Genomic DNA, 23,364 nt, shown 5'->3' on the forward strand with positions numbered 1-23,364 from the left:
AACTCCCCCGTCATCGCTAAGTGTAACGGTGTCATGCCATCACCGACCAGCGCCGATCCGAACCCGTCCGTCACCGGACGCCCAGTCGAGACGGTAAATGCCAATCGGGCCCGCATAAGGACCGGTGATCGATTTCCCGGAATTCCACGCGACCGGGTTCCCGGCCATTCCACACCGATCTCCGCGATCTCCGGAGCGGGCGTCGGATCCCCGGCCGCGGCTGTCCGCATCGGGATCCCGCAGGTCGATTCGACCCGTCACCACCCTTCGCGGCCTCGATGCGCGACCGCCTCGCGGGGGTCTCCGAGTCGCCGACCGGCGCGATGGCCGTTCGGCTCACCGATCAATTCGGCCATTCGCCGTACCGCGCGTCCGCGGGCACGCCCCTTGCTTGATCGATCCGTCTGCCCTACTGTTGGCCGCAGACGATAGGGATGGTTCCCTTACATCGGTTGGCACCCGATTGGAAGACGACCCGGGAAGGTGGGCGACGAGCGCACGCGCGAGCGTCCACCGATCCGGAACGACCCCGTACCGCGTGGCCCGCTTCCCGACGTCCGCGTCGCCCCGATCGGCGCGGTCGACGGCCCGGCGGGCGCCGCGCCCCCGTCGTTGACCGCCCGCGCGGCCCTCGTCGTGGCCGCGCCGGTGGCCGGCCCGCCCCAGCCCACCCCGGAACCGGCACCCCAGGCCGACTCCGAGGTGGCGCCCGCGGTGGTGGAGGAGAAGTCGGCGAACCGAGTCGTCTGCTCCACCACGGGCGAGGCAGCGGCAATCCCCCGACCGCTGCCTCGCCCCACCGCACCCGCCGCGCACGCTCCGGTGTGGACGATCGCCGGCGCGGTCTCCGCGCCGTGCCAGGTGTTTCCCCGGAATCGACAGGACGTCGGTTCGGCAAGCCGAACGACCCGGAGGGCGCGGGGTCCGACCCCCGGCCGCCGCGAACGCGGTGCGTCACCACCACGGCGCCGGCCCGGATCGGCGGCCGGCTCACCGCGCCGGCGGTCCCGACCCGGCCCGCGGACCGACCCAGCCGCCCAGCGGGCCGGCGCGGACCCGTCGTCCGATCCCCGGCCTCACGCCCACGACGACCCGGCCGTGCCAGGCGATCTGAAGGGCGGCTCCGACACGCCCCGGGAGGTACGCTCGCCAGGTCCGCACCCCCGAACGGGGAGCGCGTGTCACACGATCGGCGCACCATAGCATAACATCGTTACACAAAGAATAACGGTGTTGTGCAACACTGTCAAGGTGAGTCCTCGCAAGCTGGATCCGGAAACGCGCGCCACCCTCGTGGACATCGCGGCGCGACTCCTGGCCGAGCACGGCGCCGAAGCGCTGTCGACCAGGAAGATCGCCGCCGAGGCCGGCACGTCGACCATGGCCGTCTACACGCACTTCGGCAGCATGAGCGGCCTGGTGCGGGAGATGGTGCACGAAGGCTTCGCCCGCCTGGAGCGCCAGTTCTCCATGGTGGTGCGGACCGACGACCCGGTGGCGGACATGGCCGTGCTCGGCTACGCCTACCGCCAGAACGCCAAGGCGAACTCCCACCTGTACGCGGTGATGTTCGGCGGGCAGTCGCTGGCCGGGTTCTCCCTCACCGACGAGGACCGCCAGTACGGCCGGTACACGCTGCTGACCGTCGTGGAGTGCGCCACCCGCTGCATCGAAGCCGGCCGGTTCCGCGACGGGGACCCGCTGCTGGTCGCGCACGAGATGTGGATCGCGACCCACGGCCTGGTCAACCTCGAGCTCGGCGGCTACCTGATCGACCCGGTCGACGCCGACCGCTGCTACGACACGATCCTGCACAGCCTGCTCCTCGGCGTCGGCGACGACGCCCAGGCGGTGGCGGCCTCGATGGCCGCGTCGAAGAAGCGCCGGGCCCACGAGGTCGAAGCCGACCCGGCCCCCGCGGAACCGGCCACCACCCACCGCTGACCCCGGCCGGGACCCACCCGGGCCCGCCCCTCCCCCACCTCGACTCCCCGTGCCCGATCCGGCTGCCCCGACACCGGCCGCCGCGTTCCGGCACGACGCGAGCGCGGGGGCCGGGCCGTGTCGCAGCCCTGCCCCCGCGCTCGCGAGAGATGTCCACCCATTCCGGGCACCGGTACCGGCACCGGCCCCGGTCCGCGGCCCGCTACGCCTTGTACCGGGTGCCGTTCCACCAGTTGTCGTTGGGCCCGTGCGAGTCCTCGACGTCGTAGGTGTCCTTGAAGCGCCACCAGTCCCAAGGGTGCTCGAGCTGGTCTTCCTGCCGCCCCAGGTGGGTGATGTCCAGGTAGTTGTAGAAGCTCTTGAAGATGTCCCCACCGCGGTCGAAGATCGAGTAGGTGAAGAAGACGTCCTCGCCGTCCCGGTAGAACGAGCTGACGCCCGGCGACTCGCCCTTGTCGGTGGAGACCTCGTAGTCGTAGTTGAAGTCGCTGCCGAACGACGAGTACCACGGGATGTTCCAGCCCATGCGCTCCTTGAACGGCGTGAAGTCCGCCACCGGCGCCCGGGAGATCATGACGAACGTGGTGTCGCGGGCCCACATGTGCGAGAGCTCGCCGACGCTGTCCGCCTGCATGGAACAGCCGATGCAGCCCTCCGTGGCGCCCGGGCTGAACATGTAGTGCCGGACGATGAGTTGGCGGCGGCCCTCGAACAGGTCCAGCAGCGAGAGCCGGCTGCCGCCCGGACCCTCGAAGGTGTACTTCTTCTCGACCTTCACCATCGGCAACCGGCGGCGCTCCTCCGCGATCATGTCGCGGGCGCGCGTGACTTCCTTCTCCTTTTCCAGAAGCGCTTTGCGCGCCTCCAACCACTCTTGCCGGGAGACAACTTTCAACTGGCTCATCGGTTCTCCTCAGGATTGTCGGGGGAACGACTCCACCGATCCCCGGCCCGGCGGATGGCGAGTGGTGCCACCTGCGGCGGCCGGGGACTATCCCTCGTCAGAATATGTGGATTCCGCGCGACCAAACTTCTTCGAGATTGACGTCTTGACAGCACGGATTCGATCTGAACACGCTGCGTGACGCCGGTGTCACGGAGATTGCGAAGATCGGCGGAGGACGGCCCGACGGCGTGCGCACGCCCGGTGACGTGGGCGTGGGGCGGCGGCGGGACTGTCCAGCATGAGCGCCCGGCGGGCGGCGCGCATCCGCGTTCGTGCTCACCTGCGGCAAGCCGGAAGAATCCGCCGGCCGGGCCGTCACGGACAATGCCGACGCCGCCGGGGCACCTGAATATGATCGTCCAAAAGCGACCGGGATCGACCCGGCGGGCCGTCGGTAAATGCGCCGGAAGACCTGTCGCGTCACCCGGACAGCGCACGCGGCAAGTCGTCGGGTAAGTCAGTAGCTAAATGCAACCTCCAGGGTGCGCCAAGTCGGCCCCGGGTACCGCAAAACACCACTTGCGCCGCCCTGACCTGCGAGAACGACCACCAGGGGCGCTCAACACGGACGTCCGGAGCGGGCCGAAGACCGCATCGGCAAATGCTCCTGCACGTGCACCGCCCGGTGAGCAAGCCTGAAGTAGCTACCCTCGTGAACCCTCTGCAACTCTTTTCCTCGTTCGCTTGTCCGGTGACGGGTCGCCCGAGCTGGGGGGACGAGGTTGAGTGCACTGCGCGCCTCGCGGCGCAATTATCCCGAGATCGTCGGGCGCCAGTCCGACACCGATGGCGCCTATGCGGTCGTGCGTGGACCCGCCGGAATGGGATTCGTCGCCGGCCGCGGCGGGCAGGCGCACCGGTTCGCGAACAAGAACCGGCTCAGGAACGAAAGCCACTCGCGGCCCGGCGGCATCGGGCGGCCGGTGGCCCGGGTGCGGTGGCCCGGAAATGGGTCGCGGGAAAAGTTTCCCTTTCCCGCGGCAGGCCGGGACACCGGTCGTGGCACGTGGTTCGTCGGCGAGTCCGACGCCGAGCGCGTCGCCGACCTGATCGACCAGTGCCCGGAGCGCCGGGACGAGGCGCCGCGGACCGCGGCGCCGACCGGCGCACCGGGCACGGCAGCCCCGTTCACCGGGGATGTGCGCGCCGCGCCGCCGGTCGCCGACGGCGCGGCGCCCGTGTTCGAGACGTGGCGGCGACGCATCGCCGAGCAAGTCATCCACCAGGAAGGAGTCAGCTTGTGACCTCCACAGCCAGTTGGCTGCGCAGGCAACTACCCGGCGTCTTGGCACTCGTGCTCGTCGCGGCCACGTTCTTGGTGGCCCGGCTGCCGGAGGTGTCGGCCGAGGAGCGGCAGGAAGTCGCGGCCCAGTTCGGGTTCCAGCCCGAGTCGATCGCCCTGCCCGGCGGCTACACGCAGCAGACCATCCGCCAGGTGAACCAGCGCTACCAGCACATCAACGCCTGGATCTCCTCGGTCGGCTCGGCGGTCGCGATCAACGACCTCGACGGCGACGGCCTCTCCAACGACCTGTGCTTCGTCGACGTGCGCACCGACCAGGTGATCATCACGCCGGCCCCGGAGGCCGGCCGGACCCCGCGCTACGAGCCGTTCGCGCTGTCGCCCGGCTCGCTGCCGATGAACGACGTGATGGCGCCGATGGGCTGCGTGCCCGGCGATTACAACGAGGACGGCCGGATCGACCTGCTGATCTACATGTGGGGCCGCACGCCGATCCTGCACCTGGCCCAGGCCGGCGCGACGGGCATGGACGAGGACACCTACGAGGCGACCGAGCTGGTGCCCGGCAAGTCGTCCGGCACCTACGACGGCCCGGAGTGGAACTCGAACTCCGCGACCGTCGCGGACTTCGACGGTGACGGCCACGCCGACATCTTCATCGGCAACTACTTCCCGCACGGCCCGGTGCTGGACCCGTCCAAGAACACGGGCGTCTGGATGAACGACTCGATGTCCGCCGGCTTCAACGGCGGCGAGGACTACATCTTCCTGTCGAAGGGCGCCTCGGGCGACACCCCGAAGTGGGAGATGTCCGACCCGTTCCCGCTGGAGGTCTCCCGCGGCTGGGCCCTCGCGTCCAGCTCCACCGACGTGAACGGCGACCTGCTGCCCGAGCTGTACGTCGGCAACGACTTCGGCCCGGACCGCCTGCTGTACAACATGTCCACGCCGGGCAACCTGAAGTTCGAGGTGGTCGAGGGCTCGAAGGGCCCGATGGAGCCGAAGTCCAAGAACGTCGGCATCGACTCCTTCAAGGGCATGGGCGTCGACTTCGGCGACCTGAACGGCGACCAGGTGTTCGACATGTACGTCAGCAACATCACCGCGTCGTTCGGCATCGAGGAGTCGCACTTCGCCTTCATGAGCCAGGAGAACAACCTGAGCCGGGTCACCTCCAGCCTGGAGGACGGCGACGCGATCTGGGAGGACGAGAGCGCGCCGCTCCAGCTGGCCTGGTCCGGGTGGGGCTGGGACGTGAAGCTGTCCGACCTCGACAACAACGCCGAGCTGGAGGTCCTCCAGGCCACCGGCTTCGTGAAGGGCGACGTGAACCGCTGGCCCCAGCTGCAGGAGTTGGCCACGGCCAACGACACGCTGCTGGACGACCCGATGTGGTGGCCGATCGTCGGCCCCGGTGACGACGTGGGCGGCAACCACCACTTCCACTTCTTCGCCAAGAACAAGGAAGGCTTCTACAGCGACCTGTCGGGCGACCTCGGCATGGCCGCCCCGATCCCGTCGCGCGGCATCGCGACCGGTGACGTCGACGGCGACGGCAAGCTCGACATGGCCATCTCCCGGCAATGGTCCGACCCGGTCCTCTTCCACAACGACGGCGGCTCCGGCAACGGCTTCCTCGGGCTGCGCCTGACGCACGACGAGCAGCAGACCGCGGGCGCGTTCCCCGGCGCGGGCTCGCCGGTCATCGGCGCGGAGGTCACGATCACCTCGTCGTCCGGCAAGAAGCAGATCAACCGCGTCGACGGCGGCAGCGGCCACTCGGGCAAGCGCAGCCACGAGGTCCACTTCGGACTCGGCACCGACAACGGGCCGGTCCAGGCGCACATCAAGTGGCGCGACCGGGACGGCGAGATCCACGAGCAGGACATGACACTGAACCCGGGTTGGCACGACATCCAGCTCGGCGACCAGGCCAAGGAGAAGTGACGGAAATGGCCGAGACCAAGACGGTGGCGGCGAGCCCACCACGGCACGACCCCAAGGTCATCAAGGCGCTGCGGAACTTCGCGATCTCGATCAGCGTCTTCAACATCATCGGCTACACGATCCTCGGGTTCGAGCAGGCGTGGCTGTGGCCGTTCATCGCCATCGCCACCGCCTACGCCGTCGAGATCGGGCTGGAGTGGATCGGCGCCCGGCAGGAGGGGCGCGCACCGCGCTACGCCAACGGCGGTCTCAAGGGCATGGTGGAGTTCCTCTACCCGGCGCACATCACCGCGCTCGCGGTGAACATGCTGACCTACGTCAACGACCAGATCTGGGTGATGATCTTCGGCGTGGTCGTGGCGGTCGGCGCCAAGTGGGTCCTGCGGGCTCCGGTGAAGGGCCGCCTGCGGCACTACATGAACCCGTCGAACTTCGGCATCGCGGTCGTCCTGCTGGTGTTCCCCTGGGCGTCGGTCGCGCCGCCGTACCACTTCAGCGAGCACGTCGGCACCTTCTTCGACTACCTGATCCCGGGCATCATCCTGGTCGCGGGCACCATGCTGAACGGCATGCTGACCGGCCGGTTGTGGCTGATCGTGGCCTGGTTGGTCGGCTTCGCGCTGCAGGCGATCATCCGCGGCGTGCTCCTGGACGTCTCCATCCAGGCGGGCCTGGGCATGATGACCGGCATCGCGTTCGTGCTCTACACCAACTACATGGTGACGGACCCGGGCACGTCACCGTCCAAACCGGCCGCGCAGGTCGCGTTCGGCGGCGGCGTCGCCGCGGTGTACGGCGTCCTGATGGGCATGAGCGTCGTGTACGGGCTGTTCTTCGCCACGGCGATCGTCTGCCTGATCCGCGGCGGCTTCCACTGGACGGTGCACTTCATCGAGAAGCACCGCCTGCAGGTGGAGAAGCAGAAGCAGGCGGAGGCGGCGCAGCAGGTGCTGGTCGAACCGTCCGCCGCGGACCCGGCCCTCAACGGCGCGCCGAAGCAGGGCGCGGTCGTCGCCACCTGACGGAGGAGCTCGGCACGCACGACCCCGTGGACGGGGCCGTTCGACAGCCCGCCACCACACCGGTGGCGGGCTGTCGGCTTGTCCGGCCGGGTCCGTCGCGGACAGTGCGCGGAAGGGCTCCGGGTGAGGCATCTCCGGGCTCGCGCGGGTCCAGGTGGACACTCTGGGTAGGACTTCGCTCCGACGCGACCGGTGGCCTCGAAGCCCGGGGGCCGCGTGGAGCGCGAAGTGGACGGACATGCCGGAACGCGGTTTTCGCGCTGCGTAGCCGATCGGTCGCGCCGGGTGCCGATCGCCGGGTGCGGGAGGGCGTCGGAGGCGGCGCCGGGCCGGAAAGTCGGGCAGCACCCCGGAACAGCCGATTCGCACTCCGTAGCCGCGCGGTCGCGTGGTGTGTCGACAGGCGGGCCGTGCCGCCCCCTGGAGGCTTCGCAGCGGCGCGACGGCGGCACGGCGGGGTCGGAGTGGCGGCTCGGGAGGTCGAGGCGCCAGGGGGCGATCCGGCGTCCGACGCGGTCGACCCCGGGCCGGGATCGCGGAAAACCGACGGTGCTTCGGTATTCGGATACGGCGTGCCGAAGAAAGGTCTGCCCTTTCGGGCACCCGACCGGACGGTCTTCCGGGCGAATCGCGTTCCGGCACCGGGCATTCGGGGGCACGGCGTGCCGGCGCACAGTGGGTCGGGAGCGGCGATTCGGGCGCACCGCGGTTGCGCGCACGGCGTTGCGCGCACAATGGTTCAAGCGCACAACGATTCAGGCGCAGAACGCGGAGGACCCGCCGTCCGGCCGGGACGGCGGGTCCTCCGAGTGGTCTGGCCGGCCGTCAGCTCGCCGCGCCGGCGTCCAGGGCGACGGTGCGGATGTACGGCAGTGCGAGCAGCACCGGCGGGTCCAGCGTGCCGATCGGGCGCAGGCTCAGGTCGACGTCCTTGACCTGGGCGCCCGCCCGCACCGGCACCGGGCCGTACGAGGCCACGTTGAGCGACTGGTCCTGTCCGAACGGCCCCTCGCCGGCCATCGATCCGCGCCCCAGTGCGACGGAGTGGGCCAGCATGTGCCAGGTGCCGGGCGGCACGTTGGTCAGCACGTACGGTCCCGGCCGGTGGAGCATGGTGCACCGGACCGGCTTGCCCTGCGGGATCCGGTCCGGGAACAAGCCCAGGAAGATGATTCCCGGCGCACCCCCCAGAGGTGCGTGGATCTCTCCTTGCACGGTGGATGTGCGCGCGTCGGAGCTGCGCCTGGTCAGGGGGATCGGCGGAGTCAGTCCCCCCAGCTGGCGGTACGTCGACGGCGACACGCCGACGCTGCTCCGGAACCGCGAGCTGAACGTGCCCACACTCGTGTAACCCACCCGATGGCTGATATCGGTTACGGCCAAGGTGGTGCAGACCAGCAGCCGTTTGGCCTCCTGCAGCCTGATCGCGGCCAAAAATCGGCCGGGCGAGACGCCGGTGACCCGCTGGAAAGCCCTCGAGAAGTGGAATTTGCTGTACATGGCGGTGCGGGCCATGTCGTCTATGGTGAACTGCTCACCCAGATTCTGGTGCATGAAGTCGATGACCCGGCCTACGGCCCGTTCTATTACGTCCTCCACTACGACCCCCATTCGCAGATGTAATGAAAGCTGAAACACGCCGCCTCGACCCGCCGGACGACCCATAGCGTGGTGATGAACTGACGCTTCGTCGCGTCCCGACTCCAAGCGAAACCTTCCGGTACCCCCAGTACCCCCGATTTTTGCAAGCTACCAGGGGCCCAACAGCCTGCGCAAGGTGCGCAGACGCCGTTAACCGACCCACCCCATGATCGTCATTCACCCCGTTCCGATGATCTTGTGAACGCTCCCCGGCTCTATTTCCGATGACCATGGAACAGATTCTCGGTCACCAGGGGAGGTTATTGATGCGCCTTTCGGGTGATGTTGCGCCGAGCCCGCCCCGGACCTGGTCCATCGGCTGTGACGGCCGGCACGGGACGACCGCCGGAGCCCCGGTGGTCATATCCGGAGACCTGCCCGGCCCGTTTTCAGCCGGTATACGGCAATCACGAAGATGCGCCGGCAACCGTCCGCGAGGGACACTGGATCCTCTTCACGCGAGACCGGCGAGGGCTATTCCCGACGCCGCCGACCCCAGGGCCGCGGGCACCGCCCCGGCCATTTTCCGAACAATGGCCGACCGCGGCCGGCGCGACCGGCCGGGCCGACGTCCGCCCACTCGGGACGGAGATCGTCCCGGAGCCACGCGCACGCGTGAGGCCGGCCCGCGCCCACCGGGGGCCGCGGGTCCGGCGACGTGCGGGCCGCGGCGGCGCGGCACGCGGCACGTCGGGTGGGGAGCATTCGCAAGCGCGCCAAGGATCACCGGGCCGGCGCAGGCACCACACTGGACAGAGCGGCACGGGCGCGCGCCGAGGACCGCCGCGTCGCCGAACGGCGCGCGAGCGCGCACCGGACGCACCGTCCGGTGTGGACGCAGCACCCCGCGCGCCCGGCGGCGCGAAGGCCGCGGGGGCGGAGTGAAGCCGCGCGGATGGGCCGGTACCAGCCCATCCGCGCGGGAGGCGGTCGCTCAGTCCGAGGAGGACGCGCGGGCCGCCCGCGCGTTCCGCTCGAGCGGGCTGGGGGTCCCGCCGACGAGTCGGAACACGGCATCGGCACGGAGCTCGGGCGCCGGGGGATCGCCCGGCGGCACGACCTGACAGGTCACGGCCACCGGCACCCCCCGGATCTCGGTCCGCGGTCGACGTCTTGATCCCACAAGCTAACGGAGGTCGGTCCTATAAAGCAACCAACTAGTGCGGTTCCCGTACCGACCCCGACTAGACTGGGAGACCGTGGCGACCAGACGACGGTACGACGACGCGTGCACGGTGGCCCGCGCGCTCGACCTCGTCGGGGAGCGGTGGGCCCTGCTGGTCGTCCGCGAGCTGCTGTTCGGGCCGAAGCGGTTCACCGACCTGCGGACCGGGCTGCCGGGCGCGAGCCCCAACGTGCTGTCGCAGCGGCTGCGCGAGCTGGACGAGGCGGGCGTGCTGCGCCGCCGCAGGCTCCCGCCGCCCGCCGCCGCGTGGGTGTACGAGCTGACCCCGTACGGCCACCAGCTCGAACCGGTCGTGTTCGCCCTGGGCAAGTGGGGTGCGCAGGCGTCGGGCCCCCTCGACGGCAGGCCGCTCAGCGTGGACTCGATGATGCTCGCGATGCGGACGCTGTACGACCCGGCGCGGACCCGCGGGGTGGTCACCGACGTGGTGGTCGAGCTGGGCGAGGACGGGTTCCGCGCCACCGCCACACCCGACGGCCTGCGGCTGGTGCGGGAACCCGTCGACCGGCCGGACGTGGTGATCCGCACGGACACCACGACGCTCAGCGGCGTCGTCTCGGGCGGGCGCACGCTGACCGAGGCCCTCGACTCCGGGGACCTGGTCCTGGTCGGCGACGACGCCGTGGCGACGCGGTTCTTCACGTTGTTCTCCCGCGAACGGCTGGCGTAGCGCCCGCCTGCACATCCCGGGCGCCACACCGCTACGGGATGCCGCTCCGGTCCGGATCGTTATCATTCCACGCGACTACGCCGAATGGCAGTAATAGGCCGGAACACCGCACGCCCGTAGCACACGGTCGCCGTTCGCACTTCTTCCAGATTGCTCTCCTCCGGCCCGTTCACACCCGGTCGGGCATTCCGGGACCGCAACCCGGAAGAGGACAATCACATCGGAGCGCTATACAGTCGACCTGCGGGTTCCCATGCGGTGACCAGGGGTGACCACCGTACCGACGCGTGGCCCGATTACCTTCTCCGCGATTGCGCAGTCCGCACGCAGGCGTTCTTGGCGCGTCTGAAACCCGATATCGTCGCTGGTCACGGGAATCGATCGGATCGAGACCGGCGCAGCAGGAGGAAACCCATGGTCGACACTCACGCCCATATCCACTCGACGGGCGGTCCGCTCAACACAGTCAGGCACAAGCCCGCGCTCTACGTGTTCACGTTGATCGTGCTCGCGCACTGGGCGGAGCACATCACGCAGGCCGTGCAGATCTACGCGCTGGGCTGGCCCGTGCCGCAGGCCAAGGGCGTGCTCGGCCTGTGGTTCCCGTGGCTGGTCACGTCCGAGGTCATGCACTACGGCTACGCGCTGGTCATGCTCGTGTTCCTCTTCGCGCTGCGGAAGGGGTTCGTCGGCCGCTCGAAGACCTGGTGGACGGTCGCGCTCGGCCTCCAGTTCTGGCACCACATCGAGCACCTGCTGCTGATCATCCAGGCGTCCGCCGGGACGAACCTGCTCGGCAAGCCGGCGCCGACGAGCATCATCCAGCTGATCATCCCGCGGGTGGAGCTGCACCTGTTCTACAACACGGTGGTGTTCATCCCGATGGTCATCGCGATGGTGCTGCACATGCGGCCCTCCGCCGAGGAGCGCTCGCAGATGCACTGCTCGTGCGCGGTCGGCGCGCCGGCCTGATCGCATGCACAACCACGGCGCCGTCGGCCTGCCGCTCGGCTTCACCCTTCTCCGGCTGATCCTGCTCGGCGCGGTGACCGTGGTCGCCGGCTGGGCCCTGGTCCGGCCGTTCGCGCCCACCACGTCGGGGTTGTCGACCCGGCGGGTGGTCACCGGGTCCGCCGGCATCGGCGGCGTCGTGGTGCTGCTCATCGCGGAAGCGTCGTGGCTGCCGCCGTTGGCGGCGGTGGCGTTGATCGGCCTGCTCGCCGTGCCGCCCGCGGTGCGGGCCGAGCGGCCGGTGCTCGGCCGGCTCGTGGTGGCGGTCGCCGTCCTCGCGACGGTGGCCGCCGGCACCTGGTTCTCCGGGCCGCCCTCGTCGTTCGCCTACATCACGTTGATGGCGGCGTTCGTCGGGGTGTCCTGGCTCGTGCTGTGCCCGCCGACGGCGACGGTGCGCGTGGTCGGCGCGGCGCTCGGCGTGACCCTGCTGGCGGGCCTCGGCCAGGTCACCATCGCCGGGCAGCTCGCCACCCCGGCCACCGGGGACCCGCTGCTGACCCGCGTGGCGCTCGGCGGGGGAACCGTGGACGTGCTCGTGGTGCCGCACATGCCCGGCTGGAACGTCGTGCAGACCACCGACACCCCGCTGTCGGTCGGCAACGCGCCCAACGCCCTGGTGCCCGCGCTGCCGCGCGACGGGACGACGGGCCGGTGGGCGTTGGTGTGGCTGCCCGAGGGTCGCAGCGACCTGTGGCTGGACCGGTCGGGCACGCGCACCACGGTCCCCGTGAACACCGGGACCGTGGCGTGGTCCGGCCCGGACGTCCGCGGCCCGGAGGGTCCGGACTACGCGTCCGCGGTGCTGGCGGCGAAGCTGACCGGCAAGCGCGGCGACCTGCCCTGGCCCGGGCTGACCGACTCGGACGCTGCGGCGTTGCGCGCGGAGGTCGCGTCGATCGGCGGGCCGTTCGCCGTCGTGGCGGACGGGTCGCGGCGCGCGGCCGAGGCGGCGGAGGTCGTGCGCGACGAGGCCGCACGCCTGGGCTTCGCGGTCACCCCCGGTGCGCCGGAGGTCCTGGTGCTCGGCGGAACCCCGCCGCCGGACGCGCGGAGCCGCCTCGCGCCGTGGCTGACGCCCCCGGACCTGACGACTCCCGAGGGGAGCCGGTACGCGCGGACGCTGTCGGCCGCCTTCCCCGGCGCCACCCCGTCCCGCGCGGGCCTCGCGGCCTGGTCCGGCTGACCGCGACCGCCGTCCGGCGGGGCGCTACCGGGGCCGGTCGCCGCCGGACTCGACCGCGAGGAACACCTCGTGGAGGCTCGCGTAGTCGGTCTCCGGTATCGCCCGCAGCGCCTGGACCGCGGTCGCGTCGCCCTTGCGGATCGCCGCGTCGAGCAGGTCGTCCCTGCTCGCCGGGAAGGCCACCTCGGTCAGGCAGTCCTTCAGGTGGTCGCGGGTCAGCGTCCCGGCCATGGCTCCTCCAGTTCTCTCGCCTGCCGGTGCGATACCCCCGACCCCGGCCGCGAAACGCGGTTCGGGCGCACCCACCCGGGTATTCCGGCTGGGCGAGCGCCGACGACGTGACCGTCACCGCGCCCGGGACCGACCGGGCCCGGCCGCCGCCGGCACTCCACTTCGGACGGTCCACCCGCGGACCGCCCGGGGCGCCTTGTCCGATCTTGCTCGATCCGCCCGGCGGGCCGTCGCGGCGTTGACCTCCCGTCGAGGCCTCATTAGCGTCGATCCCGTGACTGCCGAACGCATCGCTCCCGTTGTCCCGACAGACGACCTCGCCGGCGCGGTCGAGCGGTGGTCCGCGTTGCTCGGCGTGGCGCCGACGTTCGTGGACGGCGACCGCTGGGCCCAGTTCGACGTGGCGGGCGGGCGGTTGGCCCTGTCCGGCGCGGACCGCGTGCACGACGGCCCGGCCGTGTTGGTGAAGGTGCCCGACGTCGAGGAGGCGCGGACCCGCGCCCAGGCCCTCGGGTTCCGGGTCGGCGACATCACCACCGGCCCGCACGAGCGGCGCTGCGTGGCCGTCGGTCCCGACGGGTACGCGGCGATCCTGCACAGCCCGCTCGGCTGAGCGGGCCCACGCGACACCCACCCCCGTCCGGGTGCGATTCCGGGTCGCCGGCGGGCAGGTCCGGCCCCCGACCCGCACGCACGCCGGCGCGAGCGGGTCGGGGACCGGGGATCAGGAGATGGCGCCGACCGTCAGCAGCACGTTCGCGTAGTGCCGGCCGTCACCGGTCGCCACGCACACCGCCAGTTCCGGCGCGCGGCAGGCCGCGTAGAAGTCCTGCCGCGCCAACGGCCGCAGCGGCAGGTCCGGGCCCAGCACGCGCTCGTAGTCGGCCCACGCCTCCGGGGTGCCGAGGTCGTCCGGCCGCATGGTGTGCACGGCCTCCACCGGGATCGCCGACAGCACCGGCGCCAGCACCTCGTCGACGGAGACGAGGCCGGGGCGCAGGTTGAGGTGGATCACCTCGGCCCGGTGGTGGACGTTGGTCCGGTGCGCGTAGTTGGCGTCCGCGATCAGGACCTTCGACCCGTGGCCCGCGGTGGCCAGGGCGTGCAGCAGCGGCGGGTGGAGCAAGGGGTAGCGCAGCACTTTTCGGTCACTCCAGGATGAACGTGGCGTCGGCGCGTGCGACGGCGTCGGGTGCGGTGGTCAGGTTGACGGTCGTGCCGTTGTGGCGGATGTACTCGCCGGGGAAGTTGGTCGATTCGAACGACACCGCGGAACCGGAGGCCAGGCCCGCGCGGCGGTGGAACGAGGCGTCGGCGCGGAAGACGGCGCTGCCGTCGTTGCGCTCGACCCACATCTCGTGGTTGCGGTGCCGCAGGTAGTAGCCGGGGAAGTTGGTCGACTCCAGCGACACCGTGCCGGAGCCGTTCAGGCCCGTGACGACCCGGAACTGGGAGTCGGCCAGCGGCGCGACGTTCGCCTCGACCCGGCCGCGGTACTCCCAGTGCCGGACGAAGCGGTCCGGGTAGTTGTACGACTTGAGGCGCACGGGCGTGACGCCGTCGGCCACCGGGATGCCGAAGTCCGGCGTGCCGTCGGCGTTCCAGTAGACCTTCTGCACGCGGGTGCGGCGGTTCGGGTCGCGCAGCGGGTCACCGGAGATGTCGCGGTAGTTGCGGTCGTGGTAGACGAGGATGTCGCTCTGCCCGTCCTCGGAGACGGTGAACGAGTTGTGCCCCGGGCCGTACTGGCCGGTCGCGGCGTTGGAGGCGAACACCGGGTTCGCGCCCTTCGTCCACGACGACGGGTTGAGCAGGTCCGCCGAGGCCGATGCGGTCAGCATGCCGAGGCAGTAGTTCGCGTCGGTGGCGCTGGCCGAGTAGGTGAGGAAGACCCGGCCGTTGCGCTGGATCACCGTCGGCCCCTCGGCGACCTTCACCCCGCCGCGCGTCTCCCACGCCAGCGTGGGCACGGTCAGCCTGGTCACCGTCCCCGTGACGCTCCACGGGTTGGCGCCCATCCGGGCGAGGTAGAGGTTCGAGTTCGTGGAGATGCCGGGCTCGGCCTGCGCCCAGGTGAGGTACCGCGTGCCGTTGACCACGAAGGTCGACATGTCCAGGGAGAAGGTGTCCCACGGGACGTTGACCTTGCCCCGCTCGGTCCACGTGCCGGTCAGCGGGTTGGCGCTGCTGTTCTCCAGCACGTAGGGCCGGATCCGCCAGATGTCGTCGGTGCGGCCGGCGGCGAAGTAGACGTACCACTTGCCGTTGATGAAGTGGATCTCCGGCGCCCAGATGTGCGCGCCCATCTCCCCCGACGAGTGCTTGCGCCAGATCACCGACTCCGAGGCGCTCGCCAGGCCCTGGATCGTGGTCGCGCGGCGCAGGACGATCCGGTCGTACTCCGGCGCGGTCGCGGTGAAGTAGTAGTAGCCGTCGGTGTGCTTGAAGATGTGCGGGTCGGCCCGCTGGTTCGCCAACGGGTTGGTGTACTGCACGGCCGGCGCGGCCTGCGCGGCGGGCGTCACCACCAGGCCCGCGAGCGCGGTCACGGCCGCCACCGCGACCACCGCCAGCCTGCGGGCTGTCCACCGGGGAACGGCACTGTTCATCGGTTCCACTCCATCGTGGCGTCGGGATGCGGCGCTGTTAACGCTAACAGCGCAGGTCACGCGCCTCAAGACCCCATTACGAGACGATTGAGGTCCGGGTAGCGGCACACGGCCCGCTGCCTCACATTCGCCCGCCATAGCGGCTGGTTATCGGCGTGATTCGCGGCCACCACTGGTGTTAGCGATAACATTGCGCTACGTTCGCCACCAGCGCGGGCATCGACTTGCCGGGTGGGCGGACGCGACTCTCCCCCCGTCCACCCACCCGGCCACCACGTGAGGTCCACTGTGGACCGCGTTCACCCCTGCCAGGTCGTCCGCGATCCGGCTCAGCCGCGCGGCACGCGCGGCCGGCGTCCGCGCTGTCACGAGCCGGAGGAGCAGGGCGTGCCGCCGCGTCCGGTCGAGCCGCTCGAACCGCTCCCGCGCGCGGTCCGCGCCCGCCGGCGCCTCGACCGGGTCGGGCGGCACGGTGGCGTCGCGCTGCCGCTGGTGGGCCGCGTCCCACCGGCCGTCGGCCCGCGCGGCCGCGATCGCGGCGAAGCCGCCCGCCCGCACCCGCCCGGCGGCGACGAGCGCCTCGACCTTCTCGACGTCGACGCGCGACCACGAGCTGCCCGGCCGGCGCGGCGAGTACCGCTGGAGGTAGCGGTCGTCGTCGAGGCCCTTGCGGTGGCTGTCGACTACCCGTGGCACAGGGCGACGTCGAGCGCCTCGGCGACGCTGGGCGACGGGCGCCCCGACCCCTTCTTGGCGATCTTGAGCCAGGCCCCGCCGCTCGTGCCGTGGTGCTCGGCCGGCCACGCCTCCCACCCGGCGGCGTCGGCGAAGTCGAGGGTCGGCGTGTCGGTGAGCGCGTCCATGACCCATCGTGCGCGGTCAAGTGCTCACCGGGTGAGCACTTTCAGGCGTCGGACTCGCGGCGTTCCGCCATGGTGTCGGGCGCGGACTCCGGGATCTCGGTGCGCACGTCGGAGTCGCGCAGCACCTCGCGCGCCTGGGCCTCCGGGTCGGCGCTGCCGGTCCGCCGCTCCTCGGGCAGCAGGGTCGCCCTGGTCCGCGACCTGCGGTCGACGTCGTTGCGCTCGTCGAACACCGGTGGCTCGTCGAGGTCGTGCGCACGCCTGAGGCGCGCCTCCTCGGACTCCGGGAGGTCCGTGGCGCCGAGGTCCAGCGGTTCCTGGTGCGTCATGGTGTTGCCATACCCCGACGGCGGCGTTTTGACTCCCGCGCGGCACCGCGGGGTGCGGACCAGGCTGCGGGGCCCCTGAGCTGATCAGACCGCTTGTGAGCGCTAACAGCCACTGCTGCCCCAGGTTCCCGGCCTGCCTGTTAGCGATAACAGAGAGGGTTGCCCACCCGAACGGGCCTGCGCTACGGTGCCGGGGAAGCGCTCCCAGTCCGGCCCACCGGCAGGCGACCGGAGGCGCGTCACGATCCCCGCTCGCAAGGAGGCGACGCACGGGTCCGCGCAGGTATGCCGCCGGCGGGTCGCGACGCCGAGCCTCCCTTCCTCCCAGCACCGCCGTAGTCCACTCAGGACACCCACGCCGCCGCGTCCAGTCCATCCCGAGAGTATCGAGGAAACCGTGGCTGCATTGAGGAAACGCGCTCTCGCCACCTTCGTCACCGCGCTCGCCGTCACCGGCGTGACCGTCGTGGCCGCGCCACCGGCGTCGGCCTACCCCGGACCCGGGGTCGTCACCGGCGACATCCGGGTGCACGACCCCAGCGTCGTCAAGAGGCCCGACGGCAGTTACCTGGTCGCGCACACCGCGGACGGCATCGGCCTGAAGACCTCGACCGACCGCACCGCCTTCCGCAACGCGGGGGCCGCCTTCCCCAACGGCGCCTCCTGGACCACCACCTACACCAACGGCAGCCGCAACCTCTGGGCGCCGGACATCTCCTACCTCAACGGGCAGTACTACATGTACTACTCGGCCTCGTCGTTCGGCTCGAACCGGTCGGCGATCTTCCTGGCCACCAGTCCCAGCGGCAACGCCGGCACGTGGACGCACCGCGGCCTGGTCATCGAGACGCGCACCAGCGACAACTACAACGCCATCGACCCCGACCTCGTCGTGGACGACCAGGGCCGCTGGTGGCTGAGCTTCGGCTCGTTCTGGTCCGGCCTCAAGATGATCGCGCTCAACCCGTCGACGGGCCTGCGCTCCGACTCCACGGTCCGCTCCATCGCCGGCCGCAACGGCGGCGCGATCGAGGCGCCGAACATCGTCAAGCGCGGCAGCTACTACTACCTGTTCGTGTCGTTCGACTACTGCTGCCGCGGCGCGCAGAGCACCTACCGGGTCATGGTCGGCCGCTCGACCAGCGTCACCGGTCCGTACGTCGCGCGCAACGGCACGGCCATGACCTCGGGCGGCGGCACGGAGATCCTCGCCGGCCAGGGCAGCGTCCACGGCACCGGGCACCAGGACGTGTTCTCGGACGTCGACAGCGACATCCTCGTCTACCACTACTACGGTGACGACGGCGCGTCCCGCCTGGGCATCAACCTGCTCGCCTTCGACTCCGCCGGGTGGCCGTACGTCCGATGACCACCGACCGGCCGTCCGCCACCGTCCGCCGCGCCTCGCGGCGGGTGGTGGCGGCGGCCGGGGCGAGCGACCCCCGATCGGCGGCGGCACGGCTGCCAAAGTGGGCATTGACGTTGGCGCAACCTGCTCGTAGCCTCCCGGAAAGCGCTTTCCCTCCCACACCGCGCACGGCATCGGGAAGCGGTCGAGACCGGAGGATTTTCGGATGGGTGCACTGAAACGTTTCAGAGTCCTGGCGACGTCGATGGTGGCGCTGCTGGCGGTCGCCTGTGGCGGCAGCGGCGGCAGCGGCGACGAGACCCAGGCCGGTCCCGCCACGCTGCGGTTCTCGTGGTGGGGGAACGCCGAGCGCGCCGAGTTGATGCAGAAGGCGATCGACCTCTTCCAGAGCAGGAACCCCGAGATCAAGGTGACCCCGAGCTTCCAGGAGTTCGAGGCGTACTGGCAGAAGATGGCCACCGAGACCGCGGGCGGCAACGCCCCGGACGTGCTGCAGATGGACTTCGCCTACATCCGCGAGTACTCCGACCGCAACGCGCTCTACGACCTGAAGAAGCAGGACGGCAAGAACCTCGAGCTCGGCGACCTGCTCGAAGGGCTCAAGGGCGCGGGCGAGATCGACGACAAGCTGTACGGCGTGCCGACGGGCGGCAACACCTGGGGCTACATCTACAACCCCGCGCTCTACGCCCAGGCCGGCGTCGAGGAACCGAAGGAAGGCTGGACCTGGGACGACTACCGGTCCGCCATCAAGACGATCGCGGAGAAGACCGGGGTCCCCGGCGGGGGCAACTACATCGGCAGCTACTACAACCTGGAGCTCCAGCTGCGCCAGGAGGGCAAGTCGCTCTACACCGAGGACGGCAAGCTCGGCTTCGACCAGGCGCGGCTCAAGGAGTTCTTCGAGGAGGGCAAGGCGCTCGCCGACGCCGGGGTCGCCCTGCCGATCGAGAAGGGCGTGCAGATCAAGCCCTCGCACGCGCTGGAGATGGACCTCATCGCCGGCGACCTCGGCTGGGACAACTTCATGGCCCGCTACGACAAGGGCGCCAAGGCGGAGCTGAAGCTGGGGCCGGTGCCGTCGGACAAGGCGGACGCGGGCGGGCAGTACCTGAAGCCGTCGATGCTGCTGAGCGTGTCGCAGAAGACCGAGCACCCGGCGGCGGCGGCCAAGCTGGTGTCGTTCATGGTCAACGACCCGGAGGTCGGCAAGATCTTCGGCGCCAACCGCGGCCTGCCGCCGACGAACGCGCAGCGCGCCGCGGCCCAGCTCGAAGGTCCCCTGGCCGCCGTGGCGGCCTACGAGGACGACCTGAAGGACAAGTTCGGCAAGACGCCTCCCGCGCCGCCCAAGGGCGCCGGCACGTTGGAGCAGGCGTTCATCCGGATCACCGAGGAGCTCCAGTACGGCCGCATCTCGGTGGACCAGGCGGTCGACCAGTTCTTCACCGAGGCGGAAGAGACCCTCGGGTCGTGAGCCGGGCGACGATCGCGCCGGATCGCGGAGCCGAGGTCGCCGTCGCCGCGGGGACGGGTTCGCGCAAGCGGGCCCGTCTGCCCGGCGACGGCCTGGCGGGCTACCTGTTCCTGTCACCGTGGATCATCGGGATCGTCCTGCTGACCCTCGGCCCGATGGTGACCTCGCTGTACCTCTCGTTCACCGACTACGACCTGTTCAACACCCCGACCTGGATCGGGTTGGAGAACTACCAGCGGATGTTCTCCGACGCGCGGTGGCTGCGGTCGGTCCAGGTCACCGCGATCTACGTGGCGCTGGCCGTGCCGATCAAGCTGGCCGTGGCGCTGGCCGTGGCCGTGCTGCTCAACGGCAAGCGGGCCGGCCAGGGCTTCTACCGGGCGGCCTTCTACGGGCCGTCGCTCATCGGCGGCAGCGTCGGCGTCGCGATCGTGTGGAAGATGATGTTCAGCGACGACTCGGTGGTCGACCAGCTGCTGCTGCGCTTCGGCGTCGACACCGGCGGCTGGGCGGGCAACCCGGACTTCTCGCTGATGATGCTGGTGCTGCTGGCGACGTGGCAGCTCGGCGCGCCGATGGTGATCTTCCTGGCGGGGCTCAAGCAGGTGCCGCGGGAGCTGTACGAGGCGGCCGAGGTCGACGGGGCGGGCCGCGGGCGGCGGTTCTGGTCGATCACGCTGCCGATGATCTCACCGGTGCTGTTCTTCAACCTGCTGCTGGAGACGATCAACGCCTTCCAGGTGTTCACCTCGGCGTACGTGGTGGGCGGGCCGAACGGGCAGCCGGCGGGCAGCACCCTGTTCTACACGATCTACCTGTTCGACCGCGGGTTCGGCGACTACCGCATGGGTTACGCGTCGGCGATGGCGTGGATGCTGCTGCTCGGCGTCGGCCTGGTCACCGTGTTCCTGTTCCGCACCGCACGGGGTTGGGTGTTCTACTCCGGGGACTCGGGGGACAAGCGATGAGGCAGTCGTTGACCAGGGTGGCGTGGCACGTCGGCGTGCTCGCCCTGCTCGCCGTCGTGCTGTACCCGATCGTGTGGGTGGCGGCGGCGACGTTCAAGCCGTCCGAGGCGATCGTCGGCAGCCTCCGGCTGCTGCCCACCGACCCGACGTTCGCGAACTACGAGCGGGTGTTCGAGGGCGTCGTCGGGATCGGCGTGGGCCGGTTCTTCTGGAACTCCGCCGTGCTGGCGGTGCTGTCGGTGGTGGGGACGGTCGCGTCGTCGGCGTTGGCGGCCTACGCGTTCGCCCGGCTGCGGTTCCGCGGCCGGACCGTGCTGTTCGGCATCATGATCGCGACGCTGTTGCTGCCGTTCCACGTGCTGATCATCCCGCAGTACATCGTGTTCCAGAACCTGGACCTGGTGGACACGTACGTGCCGCTGCTGGCGGGCAAGTTCCTGGCGTCGGAGGCGTTCTTCGTGTTCCTGATCGTGCAGTTCATCCGGCAGCTGCCGCGTGAGCTGGACGAGTCGGCGAAGATCGACGGGGCCGGGCACTGGATCGTGTTCTGGCACATCATCCTGCCGCTGTGCCGGCCGGCGCTCATCACCACCGCGATCTTCACGTTCATCTGGAGCTGGAACGACTTCTTCGGCCCGTTGATCTACCTGAGCACACCGGACAAGTACCCGTTGCCGTTGGCGTTGCAGCTGTTCATCGACGAGACGACCGGCTCGGACTTCGGCGCGCTGATGGCGATGTCGATGCTGGCGCTGGTGCCGGTGATCCTGTTCTTCCTGTTCTTCCAGCGGTTCCTGGTGGAGGGTGTGTCGACGTCGGGGTTGAAGGGGTGAGCCGGTGAAGCGGTTCTCGTTGTTCGGCGAGTGCCTGATGGCGGGGCTGCTGGTGCTGCTGGCCGCCCTGCCGGTGGTGACGGCGGTGCCGGCGCTCGCGGCCGGGTGCGCGCACATCAAGGCCCACGTCGACGGGGAGACCACGTCGATCCGGTCGTTCTTCGAGCGGGTGCGGTCGGCGCTGCCCGGCGGGTGGGTGGCGTCGCTCGGGGTGGCGGCGGCGTTCGCCGTGCTCGTGGTGGACGTCGTGCTCCTGCGGACGCGGGTCGCCGGCGGTGGCGTCGTGGCCGTGGTGTGCGGGGTGGCGGCGGTGGGTCTGGCGGTGGTCGTGCTGCGCGCCGCGGCGCTGTGGTCGCCGGGTTCGCGGTGGCCGGCCGTGGCGCGGGCGGCGGGGCGACGTGCCGCGTCCGACTTCGGGGGCTCCCTGCTGCTGGTCATGTCGCTGGCCGTGATGCTGGTCGTGACCTGGCAACTCCCGCCGCTGGTGGTCCCGATGGCCGGCTGCGTGCTGATGGCGGCCGTCGCGGTCGACCGCCGCCACCAGCCGGTGTCTCCGGTCGCCGGGAGTTCGACTTCCCGTTAAACTGCCCCTGACCAGCTCTTTCCCCCTACCTCCCCGTCCACGATCGAGTGAATCTGACCCCGATCAACAACCAGAACGCCGTTATCGAAGGCCTCGAACGTCGGTTGGAACAACGAGGCCGGCAACCAACCCCCGCCCCTCAACCCACCACCCCACCCCCCACACCCCGCACCCCTCGACTCACCGCCCCACCACGGGCCGCCCCACCACAGGCCGCCCCGCAACGGACCGCCCCGCAACGGACCGCCCCGCAACGGACCGCCGGCGGTCGACCGGTCGGGCTCGGCCACGTCGCCGGGTGAGTGGTCAGGTGCTCGCGCGGAGGACCAGGGTCGACGGGTAGAAGGTCTGCGGGGGCCCGGGTCGGCGGTCGAGGACGGCGGTGGCGGCGCCGGTGGTGATCGCTTCGACGGGGTTCGTGGTGGTGGTCAGGCCGGGCCGGCTCAGGGTCGCGTAGGCGATGTCGTCGAAGCCGGCGACCGCGACGTCGCCCGGCACGTCCACGCCCGTGCGGCGCAGGGCCGTCAGCGCGCCCAGCGCGGACAGGTCGCCCAAGGCGAAGATCGCGTCGGTGTCCGGCCAGCGGGTCGTGATCTCGGCGGCGGCGGACTCGCCGGTGGCCGCGGTGAAGTCGCCGGCGACCAGGCGGGGTGGGGCGCCGGCGTCGGCGAGGGCGCGGCGGTAGGCGGTGAGGGCGCGGTCGGTGCAGGGCAGCCACGAGGGGCCCGTGATCATGGCGATCCGGCGGCGGCCCGTGGCGAGGAGGTGTTCGACCACCCTCCTCGTGCCGGTGGCGTTGTCGACGTCGAAGGACGGGATGTCGCGGGTGCCTATGCCGATCGAGGCGATTCGGGCGCGGGCGCGTCGGGGGACCGCGGCCAGCGCCGCGGGCGTGGGGTTGACGACGATGATGCCGCCGATGTCGCGGTTCTCGGCCAACCTGCCCAGTTCGGCCGGGTCGTGCAGCGGTAGCCAGTGGAGGGACGCGCCGACGCCGTGCGCGGCGGCCGTGGTGGCGGTGGCGGCGGTCACGCGGGCCGCGTAGGGGTCGTTGAGCACGTGCGCGGTGTGGCCGCCGACGGCTACGGCGATGCGCGTGCCGCTGCGGGTGGCCAGGGCGCGGGCGACGGGGTTCGGGGCGTAGCCCAGGTCGCGGGCGGCTTCGGCGACTCGGTGGCGGGCGGAGGCGGAGGCCGGGCCGCGGACGCTCAGGGCGCGCGACGCGGTGGCGACCGACACGCCCGCTCGGCGCGCCACGTCCGCCAAGGTCGGTTCGCCCGCCGACCCCCGCGCTTCCTCGACCACG

General features: G+C 70.8%; 22 protein-coding genes. 13 read left to right on the forward strand and 9 right to left on the reverse strand.

What is annotated here, in order from left to right; translation table 11 throughout:
• The first annotated feature begins 1,251 nt into the window (after window positions 1-1,251).
• Entirely contained in the window at window positions 1,252-1,944 is a 693-nt protein-coding gene (locus IOD16_RS24400; protein WP_201436306.1) for a TetR/AcrR family transcriptional regulator, read from the forward strand.
• Between the two features lie 202 nt (window positions 1,945-2,146).
• Here IOD16_RS24400 and IOD16_RS24405 read toward each other — a convergent pair whose 3' ends face one another.
• On the reverse strand, window positions 2,147-2,848 hold the full coding sequence (locus IOD16_RS24405; RefSeq protein ID WP_201436307.1) for a DUF899 domain-containing protein: 702 nt from the start codon (window positions 2,846-2,848) through the stop codon (window positions 2,147-2,149).
• A gap of 764 nt (window positions 2,849-3,612) precedes the next feature.
• On the opposite strand from IOD16_RS24405, the gene IOD16_RS24410 reads away from it, so the two are divergent.
• From IOD16_RS24410 to IOD16_RS24420, 3 genes are read left to right on the forward strand one after another with little or no spacing between them, the layout of a single operon-like run.
• A complete protein-coding gene (locus IOD16_RS24410; protein ID WP_201436308.1) occupies window positions 3,613-4,134 on the forward strand; it encodes a hypothetical protein in 522 nt (173 codons plus the stop codon).
• On the forward strand, window positions 4,131-6,080 hold the full coding sequence (locus tag IOD16_RS24415) for a CRTAC1 family protein (protein WP_201436309.1): 1,950 nt from the start codon (window positions 4,131-4,133) through the stop codon (window positions 6,078-6,080). The genes IOD16_RS24410 and IOD16_RS24415 overlap by 4 nt, the downstream gene beginning before the upstream one ends.
• Window positions 6,081-6,085: 5 nt before the next feature.
• Window positions 6,086-7,102: an enediyne biosynthesis protein gene (locus IOD16_RS24420; RefSeq protein ID WP_201436310.1), complete on the forward strand. Its 1,017-nt coding sequence runs from the start codon at window positions 6,086-6,088 to the stop codon at window positions 7,100-7,102.
• An 825-nt stretch (window positions 7,103-7,927) separates the two neighbouring features.
• Here IOD16_RS24420 and IOD16_RS24425 read toward each other — a convergent pair.
• Complete coding sequence (locus tag IOD16_RS24425) at window positions 7,928-8,713, reverse strand: helix-turn-helix domain-containing protein (RefSeq protein ID WP_123746738.1); 786 nt, start codon at window positions 8,711-8,713, stop codon at window positions 7,928-7,930.
• Between the two features lie 1,229 nt (window positions 8,714-9,942).
• Between IOD16_RS24425 and IOD16_RS24430 the strand changes: the two genes are divergently transcribed.
• From IOD16_RS24430 to IOD16_RS24440, 3 genes are all read left to right on the forward strand, one after another.
• Window positions 9,943-10,599, forward strand: coding sequence for a winged helix-turn-helix transcriptional regulator (locus IOD16_RS24430; protein ID WP_236594342.1), 657 nt, complete (start codon window positions 9,943-9,945; stop codon window positions 10,597-10,599).
• A 414-nt stretch (window positions 10,600-11,013) separates the two neighbouring features.
• A complete protein-coding gene (locus IOD16_RS24435; protein ID WP_123746736.1) occupies window positions 11,014-11,571 on the forward strand; it encodes a hypothetical protein in 558 nt (185 codons plus the stop codon).
• 4 nt (window positions 11,572-11,575) lie between these two features.
• Complete coding sequence (locus IOD16_RS24440; RefSeq protein ID WP_201436311.1) at window positions 11,576-12,796, forward strand: DUF6239 family natural product biosynthesis protein; 1,221 nt, start codon at window positions 11,576-11,578, stop codon at window positions 12,794-12,796.
• A 24-nt stretch (window positions 12,797-12,820) separates the two neighbouring features.
• Here IOD16_RS24440 and IOD16_RS24445 read toward each other — a convergent pair whose 3' ends face one another.
• Entirely contained in the window at window positions 12,821-13,027 is a 207-nt protein-coding gene (locus tag IOD16_RS24445) for a DUF2795 domain-containing protein (protein ID WP_201436312.1), read from the reverse strand.
• A gap of 274 nt (window positions 13,028-13,301) precedes the next feature.
• Here IOD16_RS24445 and IOD16_RS24450 point away from each other — a divergent pair, with 274 nt between their 5' ends.
• Window positions 13,302-13,640, forward strand: a complete 339-nt coding sequence (locus IOD16_RS24450) for a VOC family protein (protein WP_123746733.1) — start codon at window positions 13,302-13,304, stop codon at window positions 13,638-13,640.
• Window positions 13,641-13,751: 111 nt separating this feature from the next.
• Here the strand turns inward: IOD16_RS24450 and IOD16_RS24455 are convergent, their stop codons facing one another.
• The 5 genes from IOD16_RS24455 to IOD16_RS24475 form a co-directional block, all read right to left on the reverse strand.
• The gene (locus IOD16_RS24455; RefSeq protein WP_123746732.1) at window positions 13,752-14,168 is read right to left on the reverse strand and encodes an RbsD/FucU domain-containing protein; all 417 of its coding nucleotides are present in this window, start codon (window positions 14,166-14,168) and stop codon (window positions 13,752-13,754) included.
• Window positions 14,169-14,175: 7 nt separating this feature from the next.
• A complete protein-coding gene (locus tag IOD16_RS24460; protein WP_201436313.1) occupies window positions 14,176-15,636 on the reverse strand; it encodes a family 43 glycosylhydrolase in 1,461 nt (486 codons plus the stop codon).
• Between the two features lie 195 nt (window positions 15,637-15,831).
• Window positions 15,832-16,332, reverse strand: a complete 501-nt coding sequence (locus IOD16_RS24465; protein WP_201436314.1) for a YdeI/OmpD-associated family protein — start codon at window positions 16,330-16,332, stop codon at window positions 15,832-15,834.
• Window positions 16,320-16,499: a hypothetical protein gene (locus IOD16_RS24470; RefSeq protein ID WP_201436315.1), complete on the reverse strand. Its 180-nt coding sequence runs from the start codon at window positions 16,497-16,499 to the stop codon at window positions 16,320-16,322. Before IOD16_RS24470 ends, IOD16_RS24465 begins: the two co-directional genes overlap by 13 nt.
• A 41-nt stretch (window positions 16,500-16,540) precedes the next feature.
• Window positions 16,541-16,828, reverse strand: coding sequence for a hypothetical protein (locus IOD16_RS24475; protein ID WP_123746730.1), 288 nt, complete (start codon window positions 16,826-16,828; stop codon window positions 16,541-16,543).
• 397 nt (window positions 16,829-17,225) lie between these two features.
• On the opposite strand from IOD16_RS24475, the gene IOD16_RS24480 reads away from it, so the two are divergent.
• The 5 genes from IOD16_RS24480 (at window position 17,226) to IOD16_RS24500 (ending at window position 22,058) form a co-directional block, all read left to right on the forward strand.
• Entirely contained in the window at window positions 17,226-18,197 is a 972-nt protein-coding gene (locus IOD16_RS24480; protein WP_442978058.1) for an arabinan endo-1,5-alpha-L-arabinosidase, read from the forward strand.
• Window positions 18,198-18,402: 205 nt separating this feature from the next.
• Entirely contained in the window at window positions 18,403-19,674 is a 1,272-nt protein-coding gene (locus tag IOD16_RS24485) for an ABC transporter substrate-binding protein (protein WP_201436316.1), read from the forward strand.
• On the forward strand, window positions 19,671-20,642 hold the full coding sequence (locus IOD16_RS24490) for a carbohydrate ABC transporter permease (RefSeq protein ID WP_236594344.1): 972 nt from the start codon (window positions 19,671-19,673) through the stop codon (window positions 20,640-20,642). The genes IOD16_RS24485 and IOD16_RS24490 overlap by 4 nt, the downstream gene beginning before the upstream one ends.
• Entirely contained in the window at window positions 20,639-21,475 is an 837-nt protein-coding gene (locus IOD16_RS24495; RefSeq protein WP_201436317.1) for a carbohydrate ABC transporter permease, read from the forward strand. Before IOD16_RS24490 ends, IOD16_RS24495 begins: the two co-directional genes overlap by 4 nt.
• A 4-nt stretch (window positions 21,476-21,479) precedes the next feature.
• Window positions 21,480-22,058 (forward strand): hypothetical protein, encoded by a 579-nt coding sequence (locus tag IOD16_RS24500; RefSeq protein WP_201436318.1) that lies wholly within the window; start codon window positions 21,480-21,482, stop codon window positions 22,056-22,058.
• A gap of 306 nt (window positions 22,059-22,364) precedes the next feature.
• On the opposite strand, the gene IOD16_RS24505 is transcribed toward IOD16_RS24500, so the two are convergent.
• Window positions 22,365-23,363 (reverse strand): LacI family DNA-binding transcriptional regulator, encoded by a 999-nt coding sequence (locus IOD16_RS24505; protein ID WP_201436319.1) that lies wholly within the window; start codon window positions 23,361-23,363, stop codon window positions 22,365-22,367.
• Window position 23,364: the final 1 nt, after the last annotated feature.

The organism is Saccharothrix sp. 6-C (genome assembly GCF_016695385.1).
GTDB lineage: Bacteria > Actinomycetota > Actinomycetes > Mycobacteriales > Pseudonocardiaceae > Actinosynnema > Actinosynnema texasense.

Coding starts and splice junctions, on each gene's coding strand:
- IOD16_RS24475 (WP_123746730.1), bottom strand. CDS start 16,828: ATGACGCACCAGGAACCGCTGGACCTCGGCGCCACGGACCTCCCGGAG.
- IOD16_RS24440 (WP_201436311.1), top strand. CDS start 11,576: ATGCACAACCACGGCGCCGTCGGCCTGCCGCTCGGCTTCACCCTTCTC.
- IOD16_RS24435 (WP_123746736.1), top strand. CDS start 11,014: ATGGTCGACACTCACGCCCATATCCACTCGACGGGCGGTCCGCTCAAC.
- IOD16_RS24495 (WP_201436317.1), top strand. CDS start 20,639: ATGAGGCAGTCGTTGACCAGGGTGGCGTGGCACGTCGGCGTGCTCGCC.
- IOD16_RS24420 (WP_201436310.1), top strand. CDS start 6,086: ATGGCCGAGACCAAGACGGTGGCGGCGAGCCCACCACGGCACGACCCC.
- IOD16_RS24460 (WP_201436313.1), bottom strand. CDS start 15,636: ATGAACAGTGCCGTTCCCCGGTGGACAGCCCGCAGGCTGGCGGTGGTC.
- IOD16_RS24485 (WP_201436316.1), top strand. CDS start 18,403: ATGGGTGCACTGAAACGTTTCAGAGTCCTGGCGACGTCGATGGTGGCG.
- IOD16_RS24470 (WP_201436315.1), bottom strand. CDS start 16,499: ATGGACGCGCTCACCGACACGCCGACCCTCGACTTCGCCGACGCCGCC.
- IOD16_RS24405 (WP_201436307.1), bottom strand. CDS start 2,848: ATGAGCCAGTTGAAAGTTGTCTCCCGGCAAGAGTGGTTGGAGGCGCGC.
- IOD16_RS24425 (WP_123746738.1), bottom strand. CDS start 8,713: ATGGGGGTCGTAGTGGAGGACGTAATAGAACGGGCCGTAGGCCGGGTC.
- IOD16_RS24445 (WP_201436312.1), bottom strand. CDS start 13,027: ATGGCCGGGACGCTGACCCGCGACCACCTGAAGGACTGCCTGACCGAG.